This is a genomic window from Limosilactobacillus caccae, from assembly GCF_900156885.1.
GTDB lineage: Bacteria > Bacillota > Bacilli > Lactobacillales > Lactobacillaceae > Limosilactobacillus > Limosilactobacillus caccae.
The window spans coordinates 262,069-287,720 of record NZ_FTOY01000010.1; the positions used below are offsets into that span (position 1 = coordinate 262,069).

Here is a 25,652-nt window from a genome sequence, read left to right on the forward strand (position 1 = left end):
GTCGTTTTGGCCAGTCTTTTTTATTACATATTTACCGGAATTTCAGCCGTTGGTTGATCCTTAGTTAAGTGGAATACTTGACTCGTCGCAACCCCAAAGTAATGGTTGATCAACTTGCTTAATTCCGCCATCGCTTCATTTGCCCGGTTGATTTGCGCTGGATTAGTTGCCTCAATTACCGCAACGATGTCTTGTGAATCTTCAGTCAGCATCGTCCGTTGTGCATCACGCCAGTTTAGGCAGCGGCAAACAGCCCCTTCGTCATCATAATAGATAACTTCCCCTTCAAGGGCGGGGTCATCACCTTCAGCACCAACTGGTTGGAAGGATTCACCACCGTTAGCAATTCCTAAGTGCATATCGCCAGCAATCTTGTTCCGGTCTTCAATCCCTACTGGTACACCATAACTCAATGAAATGCTGTTATAGACGTCAACAAGGGGTTCAATCGGGGTAAACTCACGCCCCTGATTAGCCCGCTTAAGCAGTGCTTCAATTGATGAGCGCGCACCCTTTTTCTTCTTGAACTGTTGAAACGTCTTTCGCCACTCATCAACAACCGTATTTAAACGGAAGGTCTCATTAGTTAAAAACTTTTCTGCTTCTTTCGTTGCGGTTGCTAAGAGTTGCCGCCGTTCTTCGAGATTGCTGTCATTGTCATGGTTATCAATTCCATTTGCATACAAGACATTGATTTGAGCATCAGGAAATAGTTCCCAGAATTGGGAATCAACTGTTACTTGCTTCATAAAAAGAATCTCCTCGCTTTAATATTGCCGCTTACCACCACGTTTAACTAGCTCCCAGTCCCCGTCAATATTTTCACGGATACGAACTAGGTAATCATGCACTTGTTGGGCCTCCTCTTTAGAAAAGCCCTTCAATGCTTCATTATTTGAATATCGATTCTCCCGAATAATAAAGTCATAGGCATCCTTCCCCTTTTGCGTGGGGTAGAGCCGCTTAATTTTCTTATTTGTCGGGTCACTCCGGCGCTCGATAAAACCATTATTTTCTAATTTTTTAACGGCACGAGCAATCGTGGTGCGGTCAACTTTTATCAAGTTTGATAACTGCTCAGAAATGATTCCTGGATGTTCGGCTATCCGAACAACGTAAAGATACTGACGCCGTGCTAAATCTAGCTGCTTAAACTCAACGTTCGCAATCGAATCTAGCGCTCGGTCAATCATCCCTATTTCACGTAGAATATCAATCATTGATAAAAATCTCCTCGTAAATATTATATCTATTTTTGTTGCAAATGCAATAAACCGAGATTAATCTTTAAAATTAGCCTTCGCTGGTTGGGCCGGTTGTTCAATCTTCTTCATAACAGCAAGCAATTGCGCAGCCTGCATACTAGCCAAAACAGACTGAAGCGCAAGGGTAATCAACCGTTCGCTCTGCGGGTTAAAGGACTTGTCTTCCGGGATCTTATCCCCTGCTAGGAGCGAATTTAAGATTACGACAAAGCGATCATAAGCCGCTTGGGGATACGAGTTAATTGTTACCTGCGCAATCCCCGCCCGAATATCATCCAGTGAGAAATTAGCCTTCAACAAACCAATCAACAGCAAGTCAACCAGTTGGTTAACAGCATACTTCTTCTTAATTGGTGCCTGGATTACTTTTTTCTTTACATAATTATTAACCATCGACTTCGTTAGGGGCTCAATCCCTAAATGGCTGAGTTGTTCATTCACGATTGCAACTACTTGGTCAACATAGAGGCCCAGGGTTGGTAATTCTTTCCACCGCGGGAAACGAACGCGTGAGAGGTTATCCTGCCACCGCTGATATTCTTTTAGTTCATTCATTGCTATTTCTCACTTTCTAACGGGGCAATTCCTATCGACTGGTTTTTAAATTCATCAGTAGTAACTGCTCGTTCAATTACTTGTGCGACCTGATTTATCCCTACTTTTTCACCAGTAAGCGGCTCCCCCTCAGTGACGATTTGCGTTGGAATTTCCTTATCGCTGAGCGGGATTGACCGAATAATAGTATATGGTAGTTCGAACTCATCAATCATTTTAATTGCATATTGGTAGGCAAACACAAATTGCATCGCTTGCTTACCGTACCACTGCCTTAATTGCTGTTCGCTCGCATCATCAGCCGTGCCAGCTAGTGATAGCATGACAATTTTAGCCGGCGGAAAAAGCGACCGATCAATTAACGTCGCTAGCTCCTGTACTTCATCATCAACAAATTCATTTTCGCGCGGAAGCCAGCATAAAACATCCCCCGCTTGCAGTTCAAGATCAAAATTGGTTGCTGCCACCGCGTCAGGAACCCTTTTCATAATTAGCGATACCAGTTGATCATGCCGCTGGCTCACCAGTACTATCCGTCCCATGGCCGTTCCTCCTGAAAACTAGTACGCCATTAATTCATCGTCAATTGTCGCATCCTCAATCCGGACGTCAGTAATCGTACTTTGCTCAAGCAAGGGCAAAAGGGCCTGGATATTACCAGTGTAGAGGAAACGCGTCTCATCGGCTGCTTCTTCAAGCATGTGCGCCCCCATCTTAACAGCCAGGTCAATTGGCAACCCGGTTCCCATTACCGTTACTGTGCAATCAACCCCATCGTTCATTGCCAAGTCACGGACAGAGGTAAGACGGCTACCATTAAAGTAATAGAGGGTTTTTGCGTAGCGCATCAAGGTTGAAATATCATTACTTGTAAACAAGACAATTGCATCTGTCTTTTCAGCAAAGTCTTTTATCAATCCCGCTAATGCTGTCCGCCGTTCTGCAGGCAAGTCATCAAGACTATTATTTAGGATTACGATTGGGCATTGCCAAGCTAACAGGATTGTCAACTGCAATTCCTTTTTCTGTTCATCCGTTAAGCTTGCAATTAATTGATCAGCACTAAAGTTTAATGATGCCACCAATTGTAAGGCTTGTTCGGGAGATAATGCGTTATCATGATGCTTTAATGCATGGGTAACGGCCTTTTCAACCGTCTTCCCCTTAATCGCAACATCGCCGATTCGGCCAACCTCACTTTTACTCTGCCGTTTATATTTCTTAAATGGGACGCCATTAATTGTTACATCCCCATTGAGGATCTTCCCCCGCACGGCCAAAAGCTCATCGATTGCGGTTGCTGCACCACTATCATTACTGCAAATACCAACCACTTGTGGTGAATTTAATTCGATTGAGAAATCATCAAGTTGGTCCCCCGATTTAGCATCAAACGTCAAATTATTAATTGTAATATTACTCACTGTACAACCTCTTTTCTTCGATATTCTTTATCTTTAGTCCATCTTATCATTTTTTAGTTAATGAACGAAATAATCGCCTGGTTCTTTTAATAATATTTTTTAATCCTCACTATCACGTAGATAATACTGCGACAGCAAACAAAAAAGACTGGTGAAAACAAATTTCCCAGTCTTATTCTTCATTAAAGTAGTGCTTCAGAGCAACAGTTAACGGCTTGTACAGGATAAGGTAAAAGGCAAAGTTGCCAATTGCGTGAAAGCTATCAAAAGCCAGCCCGCTTAACCAGTAAGCAAAGAATGCCGCGATACCACCGTAAATTGACATTCCGACACTTACAACGAAACCATATTCGTAACCTAAAAAAGTCGCTAAGATCAACTGAAGGGTCAGATGTTTCTTAAGCGGGGTAACCTTGGCTAACCCGGCCACCGTCAGTACACAAACGGCATAGGCAAGAATCTGCGGAATCGTCCAGATCCCAAAGCCAAGGACTAGATTAGAAACTAACATTATTAACACCGCAAGCGTAAAGCCAAAACCCACGCCCATTACTAATGTGATAATCATCAACATGTCCGTAACGGGCTGAACATTGGGAATGGGGATAATCTTGAAGATTCGCAATACTACACCCATCGCCGTGAGCATTGCTAATAATGTCATGCTCCTAATTCTTAAATGATTAGTCGCCATTAGTTAGCCTTACTTAATGTAAATTGAACCTTATCGTTGTTTTTAAGCGTTTGTTGGTTAGCCAACTTGTTAACTTGCTTGCCATTAACCGTGTATGTCCAGTAGATTCCCTTCTTTTGGTTTTCACTCTTACCATCAATTGAAGTGATGAAGTCCTTGGCAGTCTTTACTTTCCAGCACTTCTTAAGGCCAGTGAGCACCTTAGCGTTCTTCTTTACGGTCACCTTCTTAGTAGCAACCGTCTTCTTATCTTGCTTAAGGGTGTAAGTAACATTAATTGAATCGTTACTCTTATTATTGTTGTTCTTTTGGTAACCGGTCAAAATGAAGAAGGCCATTAACATTACCAATAAACTAGAAACAATCTTAAATTTTTTCATTGCGATTTCCTCCCAAAATGTCCTAAATAAGTCAGTCTTATGATACTGAAAGCTGTAAGCCGTTTCAACCATTCGCCGCCATTTGTATAATAATTTACAAGGGCCAGCGAAACTAGTAGAAAATTGCCGCAATGCGATTATTTTTCCCTCAGCATTTCAATAATCATTGTTATAAATTTGTGAAGGAACCGTATTTTTTACTTATTTTTTGTCCATTTCATTAGAATTTACCCGCGGAACATGTTAAGCAAGATTATCTTAGTATATATTTGCCATTTTATGATTTCACCCCAAAAATATGTTAAATTAAGCTATTGTGACGCCACAAGAAAACACAAGCAAGATTCTTAGCAATTTTTTGCTTGATGGGTAATAACTACTTTTATTTTAAAAAAGATTTGCCTACTTCTTTCTTTTACTCCCCGTTTCTACTAAAATAGTCTTGTACTCTTTTAACCAAATATACTAAAAGGAAGAAATTCAAATGGCACCAATGAATATTATTTATATTTCGCTTGAAGGAAATACCCGTTCCTTCTTAACGCGGATGCAAGGTTATGCTAACCAACAGCATCGCCTTAACGCTGATAAACCAATCCTTAATTTGAAGGAAGTCAGTGATCAGACATTACCTGCTGATGAGACTGAACCATTTTTCGCCTTTGTTCCAACATACCTAAATGGCGGAAATGGGATCACCTCTGGATTTACCGAAATCATGACCAATGCTTTAGGGGAATACATTGCTCATGGTGACAATGCTAAGCAATGCATTGGGGTAATCGGCAGTGGTAACAAAAACTTTAACGAGCAATACTGCTTAACTGCCCGGAAATATTCCCGGCAATCCGATGCACCGTTCATCGCAGACTACGAACTACGGGGTACTTCACAAGATATTGAACGGATTTACTCCATCCTCACAAAACGGTGGGCAGAGGTTAATGCTGAATAATTAACTGCTTGTACCTAATCTAATACTAAAAAATGAGTGCGACAACGACCACGAATGATCTTGTCTCACTCATTTTTATTTGCTGATTAACTTTCTTTACTTGCACAAATTAACCATGTGATACCATACTTATCAACTATTTGCCCCATCAAATCATTTGCAATCCAGTCACCAAATGGCACCGTCACCCGCTGGTTATCTGATTGTGCTAACCGATCAAATAACCCTTGTGCTGCCTCACGGTCATCTTCAAAGTCAAGGATAATGGAGATCAACGTTGATGCTTGGGGATTACTCATTGTTGCGTCGGCACAGATAATCTTTTGCCCCGCAATCATAAACTCCCCCCGCAAGGTGGTTTGGTTTAGTTGGTCGATTGGTAATCCCAGGCTCTCTGCCTGGTCCTTAGATAAGGATTGGTGATATGTAATTTTTGCCCCGAAGTCCTGCTCATAATAAGCCATGGCTTCCTTAGCATTTTGAAATGTCAAATACGGGTATATGGTTGCCGTCATAATATTCCTCCGAAAAAATCTTCATTGTTGATTATATGTTCAGAATTAAATTACGTCAAACACCTGTCCTAAATTGGATTAGTTTCTTCTAACCGTATATTAATAACACCTCGCCCCTGCTTATGATATAATTGTCTAGTCTGTTATCCGTTTTACTTAGGGAACGGATATTAAGCAAAGAAAGGATGAATTTTTTGGAAAAGCTCAAAAAGCATAGCCCCTTTTTAATTCTCGGGCTACTGCTACTAGGTGTTTGTATGCGGATGCCCATCACTGCGATTCCATCCGTTATCAAAGAAATTGCCAGCACATTACATGTTGAACCAACCAGTCTTGGAATCTTAACCACGATTCCCCTCCTCTGCTTTGGTTTACTATCATCACTCGTATCCACCATTGCACAGCGGATCGGTAATGAGCTGACAATTGAATTAGCAATGATTTTAATGTTTATTGGTTCCTACCTGCGAATCCTGAATCTCACTTCATTAATGGTCGGCACAATCTTGGTGGGGGCAGCGATCACTTGTATTAACGTCCTTCTTCCCGCAATTATTTCTGATAAGCTTCCCGACCGGATCGGTAGTGTAACTGGAATGTATAACGTTGCGATGACATTATTTGCTGCAATCGGTGCATACGTTATTACCCCAATTACCCACGCGACAAGTTGGGAGACAGCGGTGATTATTATCAGTATCATCGCCCTCATTGCGGCAATCATCTGGGTACCGAACCTCAAGTACAACCAACGTGCTAACAGTAGTGACCAGCCTGCTGATCGTGGCACCAACATGTGGAAGAACGCCAATGCATGGTGGCTCCTCCTCTTCTTCGGGGGTCAGTGCTTTGTCTTCTACAGTATCGTTGCCTGGTTGCCAACTATTGCCATGGATGCCGGCTTGACTAGCGACCAAGCTAGCCTTGCCGCTGGTTTATTGCAGTTATTCTCAATGCCATTTGCATTCTTGGTTCCTGTTATTGCTACCAAGATGAACAACCGGCAACCGATCATGTTGTTTGCTGGGATTGTTACTTTAATTGGTGCGGGAATGATGTTCTTCCCGGTTAACTCATTTGCCTACTACGCAATCGTCGCCCTCTTCTTAGGGATGGGAACAACGACTACTTTTGTGTTAGCGATGACCCTTTTTGGGTTAAAGACAAAGAGTGCTGCTGACACCCGGAACCTTTCGGGGATGGTTCAATCAGTCGGGTACTTAATCGCCGCTCTTGGCCCAGTTGTTGTTGGTAACCTTTACTCCAGCACCCACAATTGGTTTGCTAGCTTAATCGTGATCGTTATTGCCACCATCTTCTTTGCCGTTTGTGGTGTAATTGCGGAACGGAAACAATTTGTTTAATATACATTTCCGACGAAACAGTTCATTTTAGCTGTTTCGTTTTTTTATTTACCCAGTTAGTCTAAATAATCACAAATTAATTTAAAAGTTTTTTTGCTCTAGACCATTAATTAGTAATCGCTTGTCAAGCACTATTAACGCGAACTTTTACCTTTCATGGTCCATTTAGTCATTCGCAAACTCCTGTTAAGAAAACGGTTCCTTTAATAGTGCAGATTGTGCTTTAAGAGTATATAATTGTCACGGTATAAGAATTTCTGAAATTTCAGAAGGAGTGAACATTTTGGCTACAGAAAATAAGGCTGTTATTACATTATTTGGTGCTACAGGTGACCTTGCTAAGCGGAAGCTCTACACCGCTTTGTTCAAACTCTACCAAAAGGGTTACCTCGCTGACCACTTTGCATTACTTGGGACTTCCCGTCGTCCTTTAACTGACGAAGAATTCCAACAAATCGTTTTAGAATCAGTTAGCAAGGTTGCTGAGACTGAGAACGGCCAAGCAGCGGCATTCTCAAAGCACTTTTTCTACAAGTCCCACGATGTTACTAAGCCAGAACACTATGAGACCTTAAAGAAGCGGCTCGCTGAATTAGATGAACAATTCGGTACTGAAGGCAACCGTTTGTTCTACATGTCAATGGCCCCACAATTCTTTGGCACAATTGCATTGAACTTGAAGAAGCAACACCTCTTAACTGATGATGGTTTCAACCGCTTGGTTATTGAAAAGCCATTCGGTCGTGACTTTGACTCTGCGAAGAAGCTTAACGACGAATTGTCACAAACATTCAACGAAAACCAGATCTTCCGGATTGACCACTACCTTGGTAAGGAAATGGTGCAAAACATCCAAGCATTACGTTTTGGTAACACCATGATCGAATCCCTTTGGAACAACCGTTACATCGACAACATCCAGGTTACCTTAAGTGAAAAGCTGGGGGTTGAAGAACGTGCTGGTTACTATGACCAATCTGGTGCTTTACGTGATATGGTGCAAAACCACATCATGCAAATCGTTGCCCAACTAGCAATGGAACAACCTGTTGCCTTTACTGACGCTGATGTCCGGGTGGAAAAGATCAAGGCACTTCGTAGTCTTCGCCTCTACACCCCATCTGAAGCTGCCGGTAACTTTGTTCGTGGTCAATACGATGCTGGTAACGGTACTAATGCTTACCGTCACGAAGATGGTGTTGATCCTGAATCCGGCACTGAAACCTTCGTTGCTGCTAAGTTAATGTTTGATAACTACCGTTGGTCTGGTGTTCCATTCTACGTCCGGACTGGTAAGAAGTTAGCTGATAAGTTTACCCGGATCGATGTTGTCTTCAAGAAGCCATTGATTGATATCTTTGCTGACCCTCGTAGTGAGAGCGATCAATCACTGAACTCCAACGTTTTGACAATCTTTGTTGAACCAAAGTCTGGCTTTGCAATTCAATTAAACGCTAAGCACGCTGGTCAAGGCTTCACCACGGAACCAGTTGACCTCCGCTACTTGCAAAGCGATACCGACAAGAAGGAATCACCAGAACCATACGAACGTCTCTTCCACGATGCGCTTGAAGGCAACCACACTAACTTTGCTTCATGGGCTGAAATTGCTTACGCTTGGAAGTTCGTTGACGTTATCCGCAAGCTTTGGGACATTGAAAAGCCACAATTCCCTAACTACACCCCAGGTTCAATGGGTCCTGCCGCCTCTGACGAATTATTAGCTCGTGACGGCCGCAAGTGGGTTTACCGTTTAAATCATTAATTGACTGAAAGCGATTTATAGCAATTTTGTTATAAATTGCTTTTTTATAACAAAAATCGAGGTTTAGCGTTTGCACTATTAGCAGATTTTGTTATAATCAAGGTTGTGAAATATATTACATAAGTATTGAGGAGAGTGACTTTAATGTCTGATCAAAAAGCACAAATTGGTGTTGTTGGTTTAGCTGTTATGGGTAAGAACCTTGCACTGAACATCGAAAGCCGTGGCTTCACGGTTGGTGTATACAACCGTCACCGTGAACGGACTGACGAAATGATGCGGGACCACAGTGAAAAGAAGTTAGTTCCTAGCTACTCTGTTAAGGACTTCGTTGATTCACTTGAAAAGCCTCGTCGTATCTTAATGATGGTTAAGGCCGGTAAGCCAACTGATGCTGTTATCGACGAATTGTTACCATTACTTGACAAGGGTGACATCTTGATCGATGGTGGTAACACCAACTTCCACGACACCATGGCTCGTAACGCTAAGTTAGACAAGTCTGGTATCAACTTCATCGGAATGGGTGTTTCCGGTGGTGAATTAGGTGCCCTTCACGGTCCATCACTTATGCCTGGTGGTCAAAAGGAAGCTTACGACTTAGTTGCTCCAATCCTTACTCAGATTGCTGCTAAGGCTGAAGAAGACGGCAAGCCATGTGTTGCTTACATTGGACCAAACGGTGCTGGTCACTACGTAAAGATGGTTCACAACGGTATCGAATACGGTGATGAAGAATTAATCGACGAAAGTTACAACATCATGCGTAACGTATTAAAGATGCCAGTTGACGAAATCGCTGAAACCTTTGCTGAATGGAACAAGGGTGAATTATCAAGCTACCTCGTTGACATCACTGCTGACATCCTTACTCGTAAGGATGACCTTGGTGACGACAAGAACGCACCAATTGTTGACATGATCCTTGACCGTGGTGCTAACAAGGGTACTGGTAAGTGGAGTTCAGAAACTGCCCTTGATGGTGGTGCCCCACAATCAGTTATCACTGAAGCGGTTTACGCTCGTTACATCTCAATGATGAAGGACGAACGTGTTCAAGCAAGTAAGGAATTGCCAGAAGACGTTGACGCTGTTTCAATTGACAACAAGGAAGAATTAGTTGAAAAGATTCGTCAAGCCCTCTACTTCGGTAAGGTTATGTCTTACGCTCAAGGTTTCGAACAAATGCGGATCGACTCCGAACGTTACAACTGGAACCTTCAATACGGTGAATTAGCACAAATCTGGCGTGCAGGATGCATTATTCGTGCACAATTCTTACAAAACATCACCGATGCTTACACTAAGAACCCAGACTTGAAGAACCTCTTATTCGATGACTACTTCAAGGACGTTGCTAAGAAGTACCAACGTGCTATTCGTGACATCGTTGCCTTAGCTGTTAAGGCCGGTGTTCCTGTTCCAGCATTAAGTGCTGCTATCAGTTACTACGATTCATTCCGTGCTGAAGTTCTTCCTGCAAACTTACTTCAAGCACAACGTGACTACTTCGGTGCTCACACTTACGAACGTACTGACCGTCCTGGTAACTTCCACTACAGCTGGTACGAAGAACAATAATCAACTGCGATTGATTAATAAAGCGACTGAGATTTATCTCAGCCGTTTTTATTTTTAAATAATTATTCTTCACAACTTTGCCAAAAGGTGTTTTGATAGAGCTAGAGGTGATTACGATGAATAAAGTATTTATGACGGGTTACTACCAGGGAGTTGTTGAAGTCGCACCGGCAGCACTTTCCGCCGCCAAAGTGGAAGAACTAGCGGTTGCCATGACGATTTTGCACCTTCGCCATGCCGGCGTTGCAATCACTACAATCCACGATTTCCTGGTTGATGACATTCACGTTGCTGACCGGGTCGTCAACAAATTTATCAACTTAAACGCTGATGAGCTGGAAAGCGCCCAAGCACGCGTATTAGCCGCTGCTTACTAGTTAATTAATTCTGGTTAATTCCCGCTTTTCGTAAAACTTTACTAAAATTGCATTGACTTTTTCTTTGAAAACGCTTACTATAATTGCTGTAAGATATTTTATTATTGTTGTAGAAAAGGGGAGTTAATATGGATAAACCAATAGGAGAACAACATGTTGCTCGCTCGCGCCTGTTTTATTCACTAGGTGCGTTCGGTCACGATGCGTTCTTTGCATTACTTTCTACTTACTTTATGATGTACGTTACTGGACACTTGTTTGACTCCAGTGACAAAGCTTTCGATAACCGCATGATCGGTTACGTTACCTTTATCATTTTCGCACTGCGGATTGTCGAATTAATCATCGACCCAATGATTGGTAACGCGATTGACCGGACCCACACTCGTTGGGGTAAGTTCAAGCCATGGGTTGTCGGCGGTGGTGTTATTTCCGCTGTCTTGCTGGCCGCCCTCTTCACGCCACTTGGCGGTTTGAACGTAAGCAACCCAATGCTGTACTTAGTTCTGTTTGCTATTATTTACATTATTATGGACGTTTTCTACTCCTTTAATGATATTGGGTTCTGGTCAATGGTTCCTGCGATGTCATTTGACTCACACGAACGTGATAAGATAGCTACCTTCGCCCGGGTTGGTTCTACGATCGGTGGTCAGATCATTGGTTTTGTTATCATGCCAATGGTTCTGTTCTTCTCAGTAAACCAAAACGGCGGAACCGGTGATAACCGTGGTTGGTTCATCTTTGCCGCAATTGTTGCTGGTATTTCTGCTATCACTTCCATCGGTGTTGGGATGTTCACCCACGAACAACAATCATTACTTCGTGAAAACAAGGAACAAACTAAGTTTAAGGACATCCTGAAGATTTTGGTTAAGAACGACCAACTTCTTGCAATTGCAATGTCTTACCTGTTCTTCACAACCGGTCAAACATTGTTAAACAGTTTCGAGCTTTACTACTTCACTTACATCTTAGGTAATGCGAAGGCCTTCTCAATCCTTGGTGGTTTGAACACGATTGTCGGAATTATTTCCGTCTTCGCCTTCCCACTGTTCTCTGGAAAGATCGGTCGGCACAAGCTCTTCTACGGTGCCGCATCAATCGAAGTTATTGGTGCCTTAATCTTTGCCTTTGCCGGTAAGTCATTACCACTTGTTTTACTTGGTGCTGAATTATTCTTCATCCCACAACCAATTATCTTCTTGGTTGTCTTGATGACGATCACCGACTCCGTTGAATATGGTCAATTGAAGTTAGGTCACCGGGACGAATCACTTACCTTATCTGTTCGTCCATTGCTTGATAAGTTCGGTGGTGCCGTTGCCAACGGTGTTGTTGGGATGGCTACTGTTGCCGCTGGAATGACCGGTGGTGCAACCGCTGCAACAATCAGTGCTCATGGTGTAAATGTCTTCAAGGTTTACATGTTCTTAATTCCAATCGCCTTAATCCTTGTCGGGATTACCATCTTTGCCATCAAGGTTAAGTTGGATGAAAAGTCCCACGCAAAGATTGTTGCGGAACTTGAACAAACTTGGGGTAAGCAATTCAACGAAGATGACAACAATGCTACTAGCGAAGCAGCCCCTACTCCACAAGCTGGTGTAACTAACATTCCAGCTCCTGTTGCCGGGACGCTCGTCGACCTCAAGAGTGTTAGCGATGACAACTTTGCCTCTGGTAACATGGGTGAAGGATTCGCCATCAAGCCTTCTGACGGGAAGGTATATGCCCCATTCAGTGGTACTGTCCGGGCAACATTCTCTACCCGCCACGCAATTGGTCTTGAAGCCGACAACGGAATTATGCTCTTAATCCACGTCGGAATTGACACTGTTAAGATGCATGGTACTGGATTCATCTCTTACTTTGACAAGGATCAACACTTTGATAAGGGTCAAGAACTGATGGAATTCTGGGATCCAGCAATTAAGAAGGCTGGCCTTGATGATACTGTCATGGTTACTGTTACTAACAGCAAGGAATTTGACATTAAGTTGTTGAAGGATGCTGGTGAGAAGGTAACCAGTGATGATAACATCATGGAAGTCGCTAAAAAAGATTAGCTTTTAAGCAAAAAAGATCAACGTCCTAATAGGCGTTGATCTTTTTTTGTTCCCGCCGCCAATCACCATAATAGGCGTGGTGGAGCTGGGGATTTATTTTCCTTAATTGCCGGTAGGAGAGATTATTAGCAAAGAGCATTATCGTTTGCCGTGTATGGTAATTACTATAAAAAGTACATGAATAACCCTTTAAATAACCGTTAGCGTGGAGATAAGGCCCTTCAAGATACATTCCACCAAAATAGGTCTCCCCACTTCCTACCCGGCCCTGTGTAAACTGGGCTAGCCGTGATGGCTGGTCAAGCAAGGCCCGGTGAAAAAACTGCCAGTATGCTAGCGGCGTGCAAAAAATTTCGCCAGACCCGAGCTCCTTAGACATTGCTAATTGTAAACTGGACCATTGTCCTTTTTCCGTAAGCAACTGTGGAACTTCCCGTTGCTGGACCTGGTCATAGAATTTTACATGAACCCCTGCTGGCTGTAAAACCCTGCTAGTCAAATAATGGCGGTACGATTGGTGGCTTGTCCAATGAATAATTGCCGCCAGCATGACAAAGTCTAAGTCATCATAATGCCACTTATATTTTCCGGTTGAATTTACATGCGCGAGCGCGTACTTTCGCTGGGCCCCCTCCCCGATTAAGGGGTGCTTAATTTCCGCTCCCTTGGTGTGTAAGCCACTCATGTGGGTCATTAACCGATTGACCGTGATTTGGTTTGCATAGGGTAAACGGGGCTGATATGCGCTCAGCGGGCTAGTTAACGCTAGCTTGTTGTCATTAACTAGGGTCAATACCGCGATCCCCGTCATTAACTTCTGTAACGAAGCCACTGGGAAGAGGCGGTTTGCGTGTACCTGCTTGTCCTGATCAGTCGTCTGTTCGTTACTAATCACCCGTGCTCGTTGCCCGTGGCCATTGACAAGTGCGACCCCGTTGACCTTATTCTCGACAAGGACCCGCTTTACCGCCCGTTCCTGTTGCCGGGTAGCCGCACTTGCTAAGCCTGCTTGGGGGAGACAAAGGTTAATTACTGCCCCCAGCAAAAATAATATTGCAATTTTTCTCGCCTTAACGATCTCGTCCCCCTTTTTAAAATAAATAATGAGCTGAGTCATTAATGGCACAGCCCATTATCCACGATTATCTAATATCCTACTTTACTTGATCAACGTCCGTCCGAACAACCAGAACATCAACAGGGGCATTCCGCTTTACGTATGATGTGACAGAACCCATCACTGCCCGTTGCATCCGTGACAAACCACTTGCTCCCATAATTACCATGTCGTTATGGTGGTCACGTGGGAAGTCAAATGAGATAATTGTCTTAGGGTTTCCTAACCGAATGTGAATGTCAAGATTATCAAAGTCGTCCTTGTCCTTAGCATCTTTTAATAATTCATCAAGGTATTGCTTTGACTTGTCAACTAATTGGTAGGCAATACTTCCATCAGACATCCCCGCAAAGTTGTATGCCATTGCCCGGGTATCAATCACGTTTAAGATATCAATGTGGGCACCGTTACGCTTGGCGATTGCGATTGCCCGGTGTAATGCAAATTCTGATTCTTTAGAACCATCAACTGGCACTAAAATGTTTTGGTATTCTTGATCCATAAGTTTGAACCTCCATTCAAACAGCAGTATATTTACTTAAATTATACCATTAATTCACCCGCTCACGTAATGCAATCACATAATATATCCGATAGTTGACATTTAATTTCTATGCAATAAAATTTATATTATACATTAGCTTTTAATTAGAGTAAGATGAGTATATTATATCTGACTTTAATCTGAGAAAGAGAGGCAGCAGCTATGGATAAAATTGACCGGAAAATTATTAATCTCTTGCAAAAGAACGCCCGGGCATCGTTAAAAGAACTATCTAAAGAATGTTTTATCTCCTCCCCCGCTATCGCCGCCCGCATCAACAAACTTGAGCGCAGCGGGATTATTACTGGCTACCATACCAGTGTCAACATGGAAAAAATCAACTTCCACGTCAAAGCATTTATCCAGGTCCAACTAGAACCGCGCCAAAAACAAGAATTTTACCCCTATATCCAACAAATTCCCAATGTCATTGAATGTAATTGTGTCACGGGGGATTATTCAGAAATTATGGAAGTCGTTTTCCCGTCGACAACCGACCTCGATGACTTTATCAACACGATCCAGCAACGCTTTGGTAAGACCAGTACCCAGATTGTCTTTAGTACCAGTGTTGACCACCGCGGTGTCCATTTGGCGGCCCCGCGTGAGTCCACTGAAAAAGAAAACTAGTTAAAATAAACAAGCTGGGAAAAAAGCTTCTCGGAGCCCCGGTGGGGTAACCTAGGACGGACGTTGGCACGGTACGGGCCGACGTTTGTCCGTAGTTACCCTTGAGGGGCTCGCTTTTTTTCCGCGATTACTATGTAATATTCGGAGATAAAACTAGGGGCTGGAAAGAAACTATGTTTCTTCCCAGCCCCTTTAGTAATTAATTGCTATTCTTGTCCTTCTTTATAATTATCAATGTAGTTGTTGTACTTCTCGCGGTCGAGGGCACCTTCAGATTCACCGATAACTAATGTGGCGATTGAATTACCGACAACGTTAACTGCTGTCCGCCCCATATCAACAAAGCGGTCAATCCCGGCAATAAATGTCAAGCCCGCCATTGGTACCCCAATCGTGGAGATACTTGCTAAGAGGACAACGAACGATGCCCCTGGCACCCCGGCCATCCCCTTACTGGTAATCATCAGCACGATCAATAAGGTGATCTGGTGGGCCAAGGTAAGGTGTAAACCATAAGCTTGGGCTAAGAACAACGCTGCCAATGACTGGTAAATTGCTGACCCGTCAAGGTTGAAGGTATAGCCAGTCGGGATTACAAAGGCGGCAATCCCCTTACTTACCCCCATCTCCTGGGTCTTTTTCATCAGCCGAGGCAGGGTTACTTCTGAACTAGCAGTTGTAAATGCCAGGATGATTTCATCCATGATCACCCGCATCGTCTTCCAGTAGCGTAAGTGGAAGATGTGCGCGGTGATCCCGAGGACAACGACAATAAAGATAATCATCGTCACATAGGCAATCAAAATAAATAAACCTAGCGGCAACAATGCACTGATTCCCATCTCAGCAATGGTCATCCCAATCAGGCCAAAGACACCGATTGGTGCAAACTTCATTACCCAGTTGGTTACCTTAAACATAACTTCCGAAACGGCATTTAAAAAGTCAATGATAATCTTTGCTTTTTCACCAACCGCGGCGACCCCTAACCCGAATAATACGGAGAAGAGGATAACCGGCATCATGTCACCTTCACCCATCGACTTAAAGATATTCGTTGGAATAATTGATAAGATCAGTGGCCAAAAGCCGGTATTATGCTCCGCGCTTTTCGCCGTCGACATATATTGCGAAATATCAGTCGCATGTAATTCATGGATGTCGATGAATGATCCGGGGTGGGTAAGGTTTGCCATCACAATCCCGAGGATCAAGGCAATCGTTGTCAGCACTTCAAAGTAAATCAGTGTCTTTCCACCGATTCGGCCAAGCTTTTTAATATCACCGATGTTAGCAATCCCGACTGTCAAGCAGGAAACAACAATCGGCATGACGATCATTTGGATCAAGCGAATGAAGATCGTCCCTAAGCTCTGCATCACAGTAATCGCACTGTTATTCTTATAAAAGACCATCCCAAAGATAATACCGAGGACCAGTCCAATCATAATCTGCCAACCCATACTTAGGCGGCTAAAGCGATAATGCTTCACTTTACATCAAACTCCCTTATGTAGTCTTATTATACTTTAGCACATTTTTAATTATTTTTCGTAAATTTTAATCTTTTTTGTGATAGAAGGCGAACACTTCGGGCATTACAACGGGGATTCATTCACTTTCCTCACCGCTGATTTTTCCCGCGAGAATTCGTAATTTTAGCTAAAGATCATTATCAGCGCGTCCTAATTGGCAGAAGAACATGATATGGTTATTTAGAAACTATTTATCAATACAGGAGCGGTATATGAACGCGTGGATCACAGAATTTATTAACCAGTTTGGCTATCTTGCGATTGCGTTGCTAATTGCACTAGAAAACGTCTTTCCGCCCCTTCCGTCAGAGATAATCCTGACGATGGGCGGCTTTATGACGACCACAACAACACTCAACCTCGGCGGGACAGTTGTTGCGGCGACTATCGGTTCCCTCGGTGGTGCCCTCATCTTATATGCCCTCGGCCGGCAGCTAACCGTTGACCGCTTATCGCGGCTATTACGCCACCGGCTCTTCCAGTTGCTTGGTTTCAAGAGTGACGATGCGCAAAAAGCCGTTGACTGGTTCAACCGTCATGGGACCGCGGGGATTCTTTACGGCCGGTGTATCCCGATTATCCGGAGCTTGATTTCCATCCCCGCTGGCATTGCCCAGACCCCCCTACCAAAGTTCTGTCTTTTGACAATCATCGGGAGTACCATTTGGAACACAATCCTCGTGGGCCTCGGTGCCTGGGTTGGCCAATCGTGGCATAAAATTGTCGTCATCTTTGACGAGTACACGACTGTGGCAATTATTATCATGGCGATTGGCGGTCTTTATTTGGCCTATCGCTGGTATCAGAAGCGTATAAAAAAGGACTGAGAAGCAAATTTTCTCAGTCCTTTTTATCTTACCGTGTCGTCTGCCGTTTGATTAGGTGGGTGCCAACCACCGTCTTGCAAGGGTCACTGCCCGGATTTTGGAGCCGTTTAACCATCATGTCAACTGCCGCGTGGGCCATTTCATCAGTGCCAACATGGACCGCGGACATACTTGGGTAAACGTACTTGACGATTGCGGTGTCGTTAAAGCTAATCAACGCCAATCGTTCAGGAACCTTAATCTTTGCTTCCTGAATCGCCTTTAAGGCACCGACAGCCATCGGGTCATTCGCAATAAAGATTCCGTGTGGCAAACGGTCGCCTAGCTCTTCAATCGCCTTTTTCATCGCCGTATATCCCGACATCGAGGTGTAGTTGCCGGCAAAAATATACTCCGGGTGATAAAGGCCGTGCTGACGCAGGTTACTCTCAAAGTAAAAGCGCCGCAAGTCAGGAACGATTTGCTGGTCGGTCGTCCGCTCCGTCCCGGCTAACATTCCAATATCGTCGATCCCTTCATCAACAAATTCGTTGATCACAGAGCGAACCGCGTTTTCAAAATCCGGCACCAGGCAGTCGTAGCCGGCTGCTAGGCTGTCGTAGTCAACAAAAACAATGTTGGCGGTCACTAACCGCAAGGCTTGTACCTGCGAGTCACTAAACTTCCCAATCGCGATGATGCCCGTAACATCGCGTGGAATTTCATCCAAATTATTTTGATAAACGGGGACAGTCTGTAAGCCCCGCTGCTGCGCCGCCCGTTCAATTCCCATCCGAATCGCCATGTAATAAAGGTCGTCTAATTCCTGGGTCAGTGAGTACCATTGAACGACTGCTACCCGTTGAACTTGGTTGTTCCGCGTCCGTTTATGCTTCGTGTAGTTGAACTTTTCAGCAGTTGCCAGTACCCGTTGCCGTGTCTTCTCATTGACAGAAAGGGTCACATCATTGTTCAAGATCCGCGATACTGTCGCGATTGAGACGCCCGCCTTTTCCGCAATGTCATGTAATGTTACTGCCATCTGCCTCTAGCTCCTCTCTTAAATAGTTAACACTATTTTAATGCATCAACGAACCGTTGCCAACCTTCATTTCCGGCCGCATCGTCCTTAAATACCCCGGCATTTTCCAGCACATTGGCGAAGATATTAGCAAGTTCTTGTTCTAACACTTCATCCACATTGTCCTTGGTAATCGTCGTCCTTGCTTGAACTTCCTTTGCCCATGGTAAGTGGCTGTCAGCAATCTCATTGTCAACGCCAAGCCAGAACTTCTTAACTTCATTTAGTTCCGCCTTCAGCCGTGCCGGCAAGATCGCCCGGCCCATCACTTCGATTAAACCAATGTTTTCCTTCTTGATGTGCCACAATTTTTCGTGTGGGTGAAAGATCCCCAACGGGTACTGGTCACTAGTGTTGTTATCCCGCAATACCAAGTCTAAGACGAACTGGTCGCCTTCACGGTGCATAATTGGGGTAACAGTGTGGTGGCGGGTGTCACCGTCAAAGGCCTTAATCTCAAGGCTTTCATCGCTGTAGTGGGCCCAAACATCAATAATGTGGGTCCCCAGGTTAATCAATTGGTCAGTATCAGCACTCGTCAAGCGGATGTCACTCATTGGCCAGTTGACGATTCCAGCCTTAACCGCTGGGTAATCCTTAAATTCAAGTTCTTGCTTAATTTCCGCTTTCATCATTGGGAAGGAGTGCTTCCCCCCTTGGTAGTGTTCGTGCGCTAGCATTGAGCCACCGACAATTGGGAGGTCTGCGTTACTTCCAACAAAGTAAGCTGGTAATTGCTTTTCAATCTCTACCAGGTTAATCAACGTTTGTCGGTTGATCTTCATTGGTTCGTGCTTGCCGTCTAAGAAAATGCAGTGTTCGTTAAAGTAGGCGTATGGTGAATACTGGAAGCCCCATTGTTGACCGCCGACGTTCATCCGGATAATCCGGTGGTTGCTCCGGGCCGCCTGGCCTAAGCGTCCCTTGTAACCTTCATTTTCCATACATAAGGCACACTGAGGATACTTCTTGGCGGTATCGTGGGCCGCAGCGGCGATTGCCTTGGGGTCCTTTTCCGGCTTAGACAGGTTGATCGTGATTTCCAAGTTACCGTACTTTGTTGGCTTATCAAACACCACGTTCTTCTTGATTGCTTCGACCTTAACATAGTCGTTACTGGTACAGAGCTTGTAGAACCAATCAGTCGCCGTTGCTGGTGATTGCTGGTACTTTTCCCAGAATTGGTGGTTAACAACTGATGGTCGTGGCGTCATCAAGTCATACAGCTGGTCGTTTAAAATTTCGCGCGCTGTTTGCCCATCTTCAATCTTGCCCCGCTTAACCGCCAAATCAACTAACTGCTTGACGGCTGGCTGGTCATCATTTGCTTCAACATCCTCATCGCCAACAAAGCCGCGGATCTTATTTAAGACATAAATCCGGTCAAGTGGTTCATATGCCCCACTCGCAATTACTTGGTCAGCGTATTTTTCGATTAACTTCATTTTCTCAATCTCCTAGCTAAACTAACAATTAAAGCTTGTGTGGTCCATCGACAACTTCCGCGTCATAGAAACTAGCGTCGTAACCAATTGTGTCACGGTAGATCTTACCAACGTTCTTCTTGAAGTTTTCGGCTTCTGACTTCTTAACAATCGCAATGGCACTGCCGGCGAATCCACCGCCGACCATCCGGGCACCGAGGCAGCCAGGTTGTCCCCAGGCGTTTTCTGCTAAGGTGTCAAGTTCCTTCCCTGTTACTTCGTAGTCATACTTCAGTGAAACGTGGGAAGCGTTGATTAAGCGACCGAGTTCTTCCAAGTCACCCTTTTGCATGGCATCAATGGCCTTCTTGGTCCGTTCGTTTTCACTAACGGCGTGGCGGGCGCGACGGATTAACGTGTCGTCATTGATCAAGTAAGTGTATTGATCAAAGGTATCGAGGTCAATTTCACCAAGCTTGTTAATATCAAGCTTTTGGTTCAACCGCTTAACGGCTTCTTGACATTCTTCAACCCGCTCGTTGTACTTTGAACCAGCCAGAGAGTGGGTCTTGTTGGTACTCATGATGACGATTTCGTAGTCACCGAGTTCAAGCGGTAAGTACTGGTAGTCAAGGGTGTTGCAGTCAAGGAAGATGGCGTTATTTTCCTTCCCCATCCCAACAGCAAATTGGTCCATGATCCCAGAATTTAAACCAACAAAGTCATTTTCTGTCTTTTGACCAAGCTTAACCAGGTCGATTTGGTCGATATCAAGGTTAAATTCAGTCTTTAAAATGTCCCCCATCAGCATTTCAATTGATGCTGATGATGACAGGCCAGAACCGTATGGTAAGTAACCATGGATGTATAGGTTAAAGCCGTGGTCGATCTTAAAGCCGCGTTGCTTCAGGTAAACTAACATCCCCTTGAAGTAGTTGACCCACTTTTCATCCTTAGCGCTTTGTGGTTCTTCATCATTAATGTCAAAGGTGATGATCTTACTGTCTTCAACCTTTGCTGAGTTGGCCGAGTAAATGGCAACCGTGGTGTCTTCCCGAGGACCATAAACACCATACGTCCCAATACTAATTGCACATGGGAAAACGTGCCCACCATTGTAGTCCGTGTGTTCACCGATTACATTGATCCGGCCTGGGGAGAAGAAGACGTCCTTCCCGGCTTCCTTAAAGATCCCTTGATATTCATCCAAAAATTGTTGCTTATCCATCAGAATAACCTCCATACCTCAAATAAAACTATGGTAAACTTTTACTAAATATAATTTATTCCTTTTCCGTCGGTTTGTCAACAAGCGCTTTCAAGTTAATTCTACCAATAGAGTAAGCGGTTTCTTATTTGCGGATTTAAAAAGTGGCTTTATGCCTACCACAGCAACGCTACACCCCTTAAAATAGAAGGTGGAGGATTACAAAATGAATAAATATTTACCAACAGATTTAATTGCGATTGCGAAGCGGACCGGGCGGTGGTGGCTTAAACCGATCAATGGTCAAGAAGTCTTGTATACCACTAATTTAGGAAGCTATCTCCGTGTCCACACTGCAGGCGTCCACCAGCTGCAGGTCAACGTTTATCCGAACTACAACCATCAATCAGCACAGCAACAGTACACCATTAGGATTGACGGGCAGCAATGGCACCGATATCCTGCCAGTGCGCGGGAAATTGCCCTGCAGCTTACTGCCGACCCTCACGAAATTGAAATAATGACCGGCGGTAACACCGATGACGATTTAGTATGGGCTGGTGACCAGGGCTTTACAATCACAGGGATCGAAACTGACGATGGCGTTCTTACGGCAAGTCCCCACAGGCGGCCAGTAATCGACTTCATCGGGGATTCCATCACAGCCGGCTGCTGGGTTGCTGGGCAACATCCCGCAAGTGATTACCGCTCAGAAACGAATTACGCGGCGATTTGTGCCGACATCCTCAATGCCGATAGCGTCCGCATCGCTTATTCTGCGGGTGGTGTCTTACGGCGGGCAACGGGGGGCGTGCCAACCGCTGACCAGTTCTTAACCCACACCGATGCCCACACCCGGTGGCAGCCGAACCAGCCCGACCTCGTAATCATTAACCTCGGCGTCAATGACCGCCGTTTTACGGCCACGGATTTCAAGTGCGCTTACGATAAGTTTATCCAGCAGGTTGTCACGACTTTCCCGACAGCAAAAATCATGGTGATGATTCCATTCAGCCAGACCTATGCAACAATCATTAAGACAGTTGCTGTCCACCACCAGTTGCCAATTATTGAAACGGCGGGCTGGTGTAATTCATTTACCGATGGTCTTCATCCTGACCAGGCTGGCGCAAATGAGGCTGGTCAGCGCTTAGCTGAATTTTTAAGTACCGCTTTTTGATTGATCCAGTGTACAATAAGGTTAATAAAGTTAACGTAAGGAGGACTTTCATGGCTAATAAACGTTTATTACCAATCAAAAATGGGTATAATTTCCGCGATCTTGGCGGCTACCCCACAACTGATGGGCACACCGTTAAGTGGCACCGCATCATCCGGACAGGGTCCTTAGCCCGCCTGGATCAGCCGGACCTACAGCTTTTAGAAAACATCCCCGTCAATGTCGACATTGATCTCCGGGCACCAGACGAGATTACCGCTGCCCCGGACCATGTCCCGACAACCGCAAAGTATTACCGGCTATCGGTCTTTGACGCCGATGAAACCGATGCGTCCCATAGTGACGAAGAAATTGCCGCGCAAATGCAGGAACCGGGAAATGGTTACCGCCACATGCTCGACGTTTATCGACGGATGGCGACAATTGATTCCGCGAAAAAAGCCTACCAGCAAATGTTTGCCCTCCTCCTCGAAGACCGGGACGGGGCCGTTTTATACCACTGCACCGCTGGTAAAGACCGGACCGGGATGGCCTCATTCTTGATCCTAAGTGCTCTCGGCGTCGACCAGGAGATCATTCGTGAAGATTACTTATTGACCAATACGGTTACCCAAGATTTCCGGAACAAGTGGCTCCAAAGCATGCGGGACAAGGGCGCGAGTGAAGAACTAGTGACTAACCGGGCTGCCCTAGCATCGGTCGCTCCCGACTACCTCGCGACCGCTATCAAGGTTATTAACACTAACTACGGCGACGTTGACCACTATCTCCGCGAACACCTCGGCCTATCAAAGAACGACCTCGCTCAACTTCGCCAATTGTATTTAGACTAGGCTGGCTTATAATTAACTTACGAGGAGGGATTTCAATGAAAATCTCAGTACCATTAACAAACGGCGTCCTTGCTGACGAATACGGTAAATATGCACCAGCAGAAGCGATGCTAGCAGACTACCCCATTCGGTCTTTTCCAATTGAGATCAATGAGGCGCCGGCGGCAACAAAGACATTTGCGCTTGTCTTCATTGACTATGATTCAACACCGGTCTGTGGTTTCACCTGGATTCACTGGTTAGCCGCTAACATTCCCGCAACGATGACTGCCATCCCCGCTGATGCCAGCCGGCAACTCAAGGACCAATTTGTCCAGGGAAACAATAGTAACGCCGGGGCATTAGTAAATGGTGACAAGCAGATTACGGTGGGCTATGTTGGGCCACAACCACCAGATAAGACCCACCATTACACACTGAAGGTTTACGCCCTTGATGACCGGCTGCCATTAGAAAATGGTTACTGGCTAAATGATTTTGTTCATGCCGCAAAAGGCCACATCCTGGCTCACGCCCAGTTGGACGTACCGAGCCGCGCATAAGGACATATTTAGATACTACGAGGAGAGATAGATATGGAAACAAGAATTTTCTTTAACCCTGGTGACTCTGTTGCCAACATTCATGACTACAACGAAGCAGTTCGGAAGGGCCAAATTTTTAAGCAACAACGGCGCAATGATGATCTCGTCATCGCCAAGGACCCCCACGATAAGGAATACGCAATCTTTTACGTTAAGGATGCCTTACCTGCAGAACACGAAAAGTCACACCCATATGAAGTTAAGAAGAAACTATAAACTAAAAAAGAGGCTGGAGAAAAATTTTTCTCCAGTCTCTTTTTTAACGGCCACCCACAATCTTGGTGGTTACTTCTTCTAGTCGTTCCATCAACGCGTCTGCATCGTTCTTAAAGTCCATCACAAACGTTGCGGCCACCGGGGTAACCTTCCCGACTTCTTTACCCATAAAATCGGTAATTACTAAGTCCTCCCCCGACCAGTTCACATCATCGTAATGACCTTCAAGGGCCTCATCGAAATACGCTTGGAGAATATCCCGAACAGCATTTCGAATAACCGTTGTCTCATCAGCTTGCTCTCCCCGTACTTGGTGCTGGGCAAGCTGCATTGCTACTTCTTCCATATTTTCTGGAACTTCAACACTCATCGTAGACCTTCTCCTTTCGCACTAAATTAGTGGCGACGAAGCTTGCGCCGGGCCTTCTTACTAAACTTGATCCCTTGAACGCGCTTCTTATTCCGCTTCAAGTGTGGATCTTGTTGCGGATTTTGTGCCTGGGCAGCTAGTTGTTCTTGCCGCTTCATCTCTTGTTGCTTTTTCTCAAGACGCTTACGTTCGTATTCGCCCCATGGATTTAATAAGCCCCGCATAAAGTCAGCAACTTCTCGCTTGTGACTGTTCATCCATGCTTCGGCAACATCCGCATCATCCGTATTAACCCCATTACTATTGATAAATGATAATACTAACTGGGTTTCCCGTTCATCACGGTTTAATGATGCCAGCATATCCTCAGATGGTTGCATGTTGGCAATTGCCTTCATCCCCATCTTGTATTGTTCCATGTCGATATGACCGTTTTGCTTCAAGTATTCAAATAATGCTTGCGCACTCGGCACAATATTGTGGATCTGCTTATTAGAAATTTGCGGATCAAGGGGCATCATCATCCCCAATACCCGTTGCAAGTTACTAAATGTCCATTGACCTGGATACTCATTACATTCTTGCACCATCAATTGAAGGAACTCACGAATAACATAACGTAATTCGTCAGCGGTCAGTTCGCTGTTCGCAAATAATGGGTCAGCCGCAACCGCCTGGTCTAAGCCAGTCAGTAGTTCTTGCAGCTTGGCGCCTGTCCATTGTGCTGGCTTATTAGCTGCTACTGGTGCTTCCTTCTTGGCAGCAGGCGCTGGTGCCGGTGTTTCTTCACCATGCAACTGTGCCCAGGTCTTATGGGCCTTCCGACATGCGTTCATGTTCGTCCGTTGCTCTTCCATTGCCTTAACAATTTCGTCCAAGTTATCAACCTGCAGAAATTCTTGGTAGGCGCGCAAAACAGGCACGACCGCAATTCCAAATTGGTTTGTCAGTGCTGGATCAGCGATGAATTCCCCGACCATGACCGATTTTACTGCTGTTGGCGTCCAAGTAGTATCGGTCAAATGCTGATCATTTGTCATCTGGTGATTAAATCGTGTCAAAATATCTTGTGCATGTTTTTGCTGATTAGCAGATAACTGATGATAGTTGGACGAAGAAAGGAACTTTTCAATATGTTGCTCTTGTTCGTTCATTATCGATTGTCCTCCGTCTCCAAATTG

The 25,652-nt window shown here is 44.8% G+C and carries 28 protein-coding genes; 12 read left to right on the forward strand and 16 right to left on the reverse strand.

The features are described 5' to 3' along the window. Window positions 1-23 precede the first annotated feature (23 nt). The 7 genes from CZ502_RS04495 to CZ502_RS04525 all read right to left on the reverse strand — a co-directional run bounded on the left by CZ502_RS04495 (window position 24) and on the right by CZ502_RS04525 (window position 4,318). Window positions 24-749, reverse strand: coding sequence for a B3/B4 domain-containing protein (locus CZ502_RS04495; protein ID WP_076459930.1), 726 nt, complete (start codon window positions 747-749; stop codon window positions 24-26). Between the two features lie 18 nt (window positions 750-767). After that, the gene (locus CZ502_RS04500) at window positions 768-1,220 is read right to left on the reverse strand and encodes a MarR family winged helix-turn-helix transcriptional regulator (protein WP_076459933.1); all 453 of its coding nucleotides are present in this window, start codon (window positions 1,218-1,220) and stop codon (window positions 768-770) included. A gap of 60 nt (window positions 1,221-1,280) precedes the next feature. Further along, a complete protein-coding gene (locus CZ502_RS04505; RefSeq protein WP_076459935.1) occupies window positions 1,281-1,820 on the reverse strand; it encodes a DUF1836 domain-containing protein in 540 nt (179 codons plus the stop codon). Window positions 1,821-1,822: 2 nt separating this feature from the next. After that, window positions 1,823-2,362: an NAD(P)H-binding protein gene (locus CZ502_RS04510; RefSeq protein WP_076459938.1), complete on the reverse strand. Its 540-nt coding sequence runs from the start codon at window positions 2,360-2,362 to the stop codon at window positions 1,823-1,825. 18 nt (window positions 2,363-2,380) lie between these two features. Then, window positions 2,381-3,244 carry a P-loop NTPase family protein gene (locus tag CZ502_RS04515; protein ID WP_076459940.1) on the reverse strand — a complete coding sequence of 288 codons (864 nt, stop codon included), beginning with the start codon at window positions 3,242-3,244 and terminating at the stop codon, window positions 2,381-2,383. A gap of 172 nt (window positions 3,245-3,416) precedes the next feature. Further along, the gene (locus CZ502_RS04520; RefSeq protein WP_076459942.1) at window positions 3,417-3,938 is read right to left on the reverse strand and encodes an ECF transporter S component; all 522 of its coding nucleotides are present in this window, start codon (window positions 3,936-3,938) and stop codon (window positions 3,417-3,419) included. Further along, a complete protein-coding gene (locus CZ502_RS04525) occupies window positions 3,938-4,318 on the reverse strand; it encodes a DUF4430 domain-containing protein (RefSeq protein ID WP_076459944.1) in 381 nt (126 codons plus the stop codon). Before CZ502_RS04525 ends, CZ502_RS04520 begins: the two co-directional genes overlap by 1 nt. Window positions 4,319-4,802: 484 nt before the next feature. Between CZ502_RS04525 and nrdI the strand changes: the two genes are divergently transcribed. After that, the gene (gene nrdI, locus CZ502_RS04530) at window positions 4,803-5,273 is read left to right on the forward strand and encodes a class Ib ribonucleoside-diphosphate reductase assembly flavoprotein NrdI (protein WP_076459947.1); all 471 of its coding nucleotides are present in this window, start codon (window positions 4,803-4,805) and stop codon (window positions 5,271-5,273) included. Window positions 5,274-5,359: 86 nt separating this feature from the next. Here nrdI and CZ502_RS04535 read toward each other — a convergent pair whose 3' ends face one another. Further along, window positions 5,360-5,788, reverse strand: coding sequence for a VOC family protein (locus CZ502_RS04535; protein ID WP_076459950.1), 429 nt, complete (start codon window positions 5,786-5,788; stop codon window positions 5,360-5,362). Window positions 5,789-5,973: 185 nt separating this feature from the next. On the opposite strand from CZ502_RS04535, the gene CZ502_RS04540 reads away from it, so the two are divergent. From CZ502_RS04540 to CZ502_RS04560, 5 genes are all read left to right on the forward strand, one after another. Further along, the gene (locus tag CZ502_RS04540) at window positions 5,974-7,152 is read left to right on the forward strand and encodes a CynX/NimT family MFS transporter (RefSeq protein WP_076459952.1); all 1,179 of its coding nucleotides are present in this window, start codon (window positions 5,974-5,976) and stop codon (window positions 7,150-7,152) included. A gap of 283 nt (window positions 7,153-7,435) precedes the next feature. Further along, window positions 7,436-8,917 carry a glucose-6-phosphate dehydrogenase gene (zwf, locus tag CZ502_RS04545; protein ID WP_076459954.1) on the forward strand — a complete coding sequence of 494 codons (1,482 nt, stop codon included), beginning with the start codon at window positions 7,436-7,438 and terminating at the stop codon, window positions 8,915-8,917. A 144-nt stretch (window positions 8,918-9,061) separates the two neighbouring features. Beyond that, window positions 9,062-10,498: an NADP-dependent phosphogluconate dehydrogenase gene (gene gnd / locus CZ502_RS04550; RefSeq protein ID WP_076459956.1), complete on the forward strand. Its 1,437-nt coding sequence runs from the start codon at window positions 9,062-9,064 to the stop codon at window positions 10,496-10,498. Between the two features lie 116 nt (window positions 10,499-10,614). Beyond that, window positions 10,615-10,875: a hypothetical protein gene (locus CZ502_RS04555; protein WP_076459959.1), complete on the forward strand. Its 261-nt coding sequence runs from the start codon at window positions 10,615-10,617 to the stop codon at window positions 10,873-10,875. Window positions 10,876-11,003: 128 nt separating this feature from the next. Continuing rightward, a complete protein-coding gene (locus tag CZ502_RS04560; protein ID WP_076459961.1) occupies window positions 11,004-12,944 on the forward strand; it encodes a sugar MFS transporter in 1,941 nt (646 codons plus the stop codon). Window positions 12,945-12,969: 25 nt separating this feature from the next. On the opposite strand, the gene CZ502_RS04565 is transcribed toward CZ502_RS04560, so the two are convergent. Both CZ502_RS04565 and CZ502_RS04570 read right to left on the reverse strand, forming a co-directional pair. Continuing rightward, complete coding sequence (locus tag CZ502_RS04565) at window positions 12,970-14,061, reverse strand: serine hydrolase domain-containing protein (protein ID WP_083673326.1); 1,092 nt, start codon at window positions 14,059-14,061, stop codon at window positions 12,970-12,972. Window positions 14,062-14,098: 37 nt separating this feature from the next. Next, window positions 14,099-14,563, reverse strand: coding sequence for a universal stress protein (locus CZ502_RS04570; RefSeq protein WP_076459963.1), 465 nt, complete (start codon window positions 14,561-14,563; stop codon window positions 14,099-14,101). 204 nt (window positions 14,564-14,767) lie between these two features. Between CZ502_RS04570 and CZ502_RS04575 the strand changes: the two genes are divergently transcribed. Continuing rightward, entirely contained in the window at window positions 14,768-15,235 is a 468-nt protein-coding gene (locus tag CZ502_RS04575) for an Lrp/AsnC family transcriptional regulator (RefSeq protein ID WP_076459965.1), read from the forward strand. Window positions 15,236-15,441: 206 nt separating this feature from the next. On the opposite strand, the gene CZ502_RS04580 is transcribed toward CZ502_RS04575, so the two are convergent. After that, window positions 15,442-16,728 (reverse strand): dicarboxylate/amino acid:cation symporter, encoded by a 1,287-nt coding sequence (locus tag CZ502_RS04580; RefSeq protein ID WP_076459967.1) that lies wholly within the window; start codon window positions 16,726-16,728, stop codon window positions 15,442-15,444. Between the two features lie 254 nt (window positions 16,729-16,982). Here CZ502_RS04580 and CZ502_RS04585 point away from each other — a divergent pair, with 254 nt between their 5' ends. Beyond that, on the forward strand, window positions 16,983-17,597 hold the full coding sequence (locus CZ502_RS04585; protein ID WP_076459969.1) for a DedA family protein: 615 nt from the start codon (window positions 16,983-16,985) through the stop codon (window positions 17,595-17,597). A gap of 28 nt (window positions 17,598-17,625) precedes the next feature. On the opposite strand, the gene CZ502_RS04590 is transcribed toward CZ502_RS04585, so the two are convergent. From CZ502_RS04590 to CZ502_RS04600, 3 genes are read right to left on the reverse strand one after another with little or no spacing between them, the layout of a single operon-like run. Beyond that, window positions 17,626-18,618 carry a LacI family DNA-binding transcriptional regulator gene (locus CZ502_RS04590; protein ID WP_076459972.1) on the reverse strand — a complete coding sequence of 331 codons (993 nt, stop codon included), beginning with the start codon at window positions 18,616-18,618 and terminating at the stop codon, window positions 17,626-17,628. 32 nt (window positions 18,619-18,650) lie between these two features. Continuing rightward, complete coding sequence (locus CZ502_RS04595) at window positions 18,651-20,102, reverse strand: UDP-glucose--hexose-1-phosphate uridylyltransferase (protein WP_076459974.1); 1,452 nt, start codon at window positions 20,100-20,102, stop codon at window positions 18,651-18,653. A gap of 28 nt (window positions 20,103-20,130) precedes the next feature. Further along, on the reverse strand, window positions 20,131-21,309 hold the full coding sequence (locus CZ502_RS04600; RefSeq protein ID WP_076459976.1) for a galactokinase: 1,179 nt from the start codon (window positions 21,307-21,309) through the stop codon (window positions 20,131-20,133). Window positions 21,310-21,514: 205 nt separating this feature from the next. On the opposite strand from CZ502_RS04600, the gene CZ502_RS04605 reads away from it, so the two are divergent. Genes CZ502_RS04605 through CZ502_RS04620 form a run of 4 tightly spaced genes read left to right on the forward strand, consistent with a single transcriptional unit; the run spans window position 21,515 to window position 24,101 of the window. Continuing rightward, window positions 21,515-22,468: an SGNH/GDSL hydrolase family protein gene (locus CZ502_RS04605; RefSeq protein ID WP_076459978.1), complete on the forward strand. Its 954-nt coding sequence runs from the start codon at window positions 21,515-21,517 to the stop codon at window positions 22,466-22,468. 50 nt (window positions 22,469-22,518) lie between these two features. After that, complete coding sequence (locus tag CZ502_RS04610) at window positions 22,519-23,301, forward strand: tyrosine-protein phosphatase (RefSeq protein WP_076459980.1); 783 nt, start codon at window positions 22,519-22,521, stop codon at window positions 23,299-23,301. 35 nt (window positions 23,302-23,336) lie between these two features. Further along, on the forward strand, window positions 23,337-23,843 hold the full coding sequence (locus CZ502_RS04615) for a YbhB/YbcL family Raf kinase inhibitor-like protein (RefSeq protein WP_076459982.1): 507 nt from the start codon (window positions 23,337-23,339) through the stop codon (window positions 23,841-23,843). 33 nt (window positions 23,844-23,876) lie between these two features. Further along, window positions 23,877-24,101, forward strand: coding sequence for a hypothetical protein (locus tag CZ502_RS04620; protein WP_076459984.1), 225 nt, complete (start codon window positions 23,877-23,879; stop codon window positions 24,099-24,101). 43 nt (window positions 24,102-24,144) lie between these two features. Here the strand turns inward: CZ502_RS04620 and CZ502_RS04625 are convergent, their stop codons facing one another. Further along, complete coding sequence (locus CZ502_RS04625; RefSeq protein WP_076459986.1) at window positions 24,145-24,471, reverse strand: hypothetical protein; 327 nt, start codon at window positions 24,469-24,471, stop codon at window positions 24,145-24,147. Between the two features lie 26 nt (window positions 24,472-24,497). After that, on the reverse strand, window positions 24,498-25,625 hold the full coding sequence (locus CZ502_RS04630) for a hypothetical protein (protein WP_076459988.1): 1,128 nt from the start codon (window positions 25,623-25,625) through the stop codon (window positions 24,498-24,500). Window positions 25,626-25,652 lie beyond the last annotated feature (27 nt).

Bases quoted from the DNA above. Each gene is read 5' to 3' on its own strand.
- CZ502_RS04495 (WP_076459930.1), bottom strand. From the start codon at position 749: ATGAAGCAAGTAACAGTTGATTCCCAATTCTGGGAACTATTTCCTGAT.
- CZ502_RS04500 (WP_076459933.1), bottom strand. From the start codon at position 1,220: ATGATTGATATTCTACGTGAAATAGGGATGATTGACCGAGCGCTAGAT.
- CZ502_RS04505 (WP_076459935.1), bottom strand. From the start codon at position 1,820: ATGAATGAACTAAAAGAATATCAGCGGTGGCAGGATAACCTCTCACGC.
- CZ502_RS04510 (WP_076459938.1), bottom strand. From the start codon at position 2,362: ATGGGACGGATAGTACTGGTGAGCCAGCGGCATGATCAACTGGTATCG.
- CZ502_RS04520 (WP_076459942.1), bottom strand. From the start codon at position 3,938: ATGGCGACTAATCATTTAAGAATTAGGAGCATGACATTATTAGCAATG.
- CZ502_RS04525 (WP_076459944.1), bottom strand. From the start codon at position 4,318: ATGAAAAAATTTAAGATTGTTTCTAGTTTATTGGTAATGTTAATGGCC.
- nrdI (WP_076459947.1), top strand. From the start codon at position 4,803: ATGGCACCAATGAATATTATTTATATTTCGCTTGAAGGAAATACCCGT.
- CZ502_RS04535 (WP_076459950.1), bottom strand. From the start codon at position 5,788: ATGACGGCAACCATATACCCGTATTTGACATTTCAAAATGCTAAGGAA.
- CZ502_RS04540 (WP_076459952.1), top strand. From the start codon at position 5,974: ATGAATTTTTTGGAAAAGCTCAAAAAGCATAGCCCCTTTTTAATTCTC.
- gnd (WP_076459956.1), top strand. From the start codon at position 9,062: ATGTCTGATCAAAAAGCACAAATTGGTGTTGTTGGTTTAGCTGTTATG.
- CZ502_RS04555 (WP_076459959.1), top strand. From the start codon at position 10,615: ATGAATAAAGTATTTATGACGGGTTACTACCAGGGAGTTGTTGAAGTC.
- CZ502_RS04560 (WP_076459961.1), top strand. From the start codon at position 11,004: ATGGATAAACCAATAGGAGAACAACATGTTGCTCGCTCGCGCCTGTTT.
- CZ502_RS04565 (WP_083673326.1), bottom strand. From the start codon at position 14,061: ATGACTCAGCTCATTATTTATTTTAAAAAGGGGGACGAGATCGTTAAG.
- CZ502_RS04570 (WP_076459963.1), bottom strand. From the start codon at position 14,563: ATGGATCAAGAATACCAAAACATTTTAGTGCCAGTTGATGGTTCTAAA.
- CZ502_RS04575 (WP_076459965.1), top strand. From the start codon at position 14,768: ATGGATAAAATTGACCGGAAAATTATTAATCTCTTGCAAAAGAACGCC.
- CZ502_RS04585 (WP_076459969.1), top strand. From the start codon at position 16,983: ATGAACGCGTGGATCACAGAATTTATTAACCAGTTTGGCTATCTTGCG.
- CZ502_RS04590 (WP_076459972.1), bottom strand. From the start codon at position 18,618: ATGGCAGTAACATTACATGACATTGCGGAAAAGGCGGGCGTCTCAATC.
- CZ502_RS04595 (WP_076459974.1), bottom strand. From the start codon at position 20,102: ATGAAGTTAATCGAAAAATACGCTGACCAAGTAATTGCGAGTGGGGCA.
- CZ502_RS04600 (WP_076459976.1), bottom strand. From the start codon at position 21,309: ATGGATAAGCAACAATTTTTGGATGAATATCAAGGGATCTTTAAGGAA.
- CZ502_RS04605 (WP_076459978.1), top strand. From the start codon at position 21,515: ATGAATAAATATTTACCAACAGATTTAATTGCGATTGCGAAGCGGACC.
- CZ502_RS04610 (WP_076459980.1), top strand. From the start codon at position 22,519: ATGGCTAATAAACGTTTATTACCAATCAAAAATGGGTATAATTTCCGC.
- CZ502_RS04615 (WP_076459982.1), top strand. From the start codon at position 23,337: ATGAAAATCTCAGTACCATTAACAAACGGCGTCCTTGCTGACGAATAC.
- CZ502_RS04620 (WP_076459984.1), top strand. From the start codon at position 23,877: ATGGAAACAAGAATTTTCTTTAACCCTGGTGACTCTGTTGCCAACATT.
- CZ502_RS04625 (WP_076459986.1), bottom strand. From the start codon at position 24,471: ATGAGTGTTGAAGTTCCAGAAAATATGGAAGAAGTAGCAATGCAGCTT.
- CZ502_RS04630 (WP_076459988.1), bottom strand. From the start codon at position 25,625: ATGAACGAACAAGAGCAACATATTGAAAAGTTCCTTTCTTCGTCCAAC.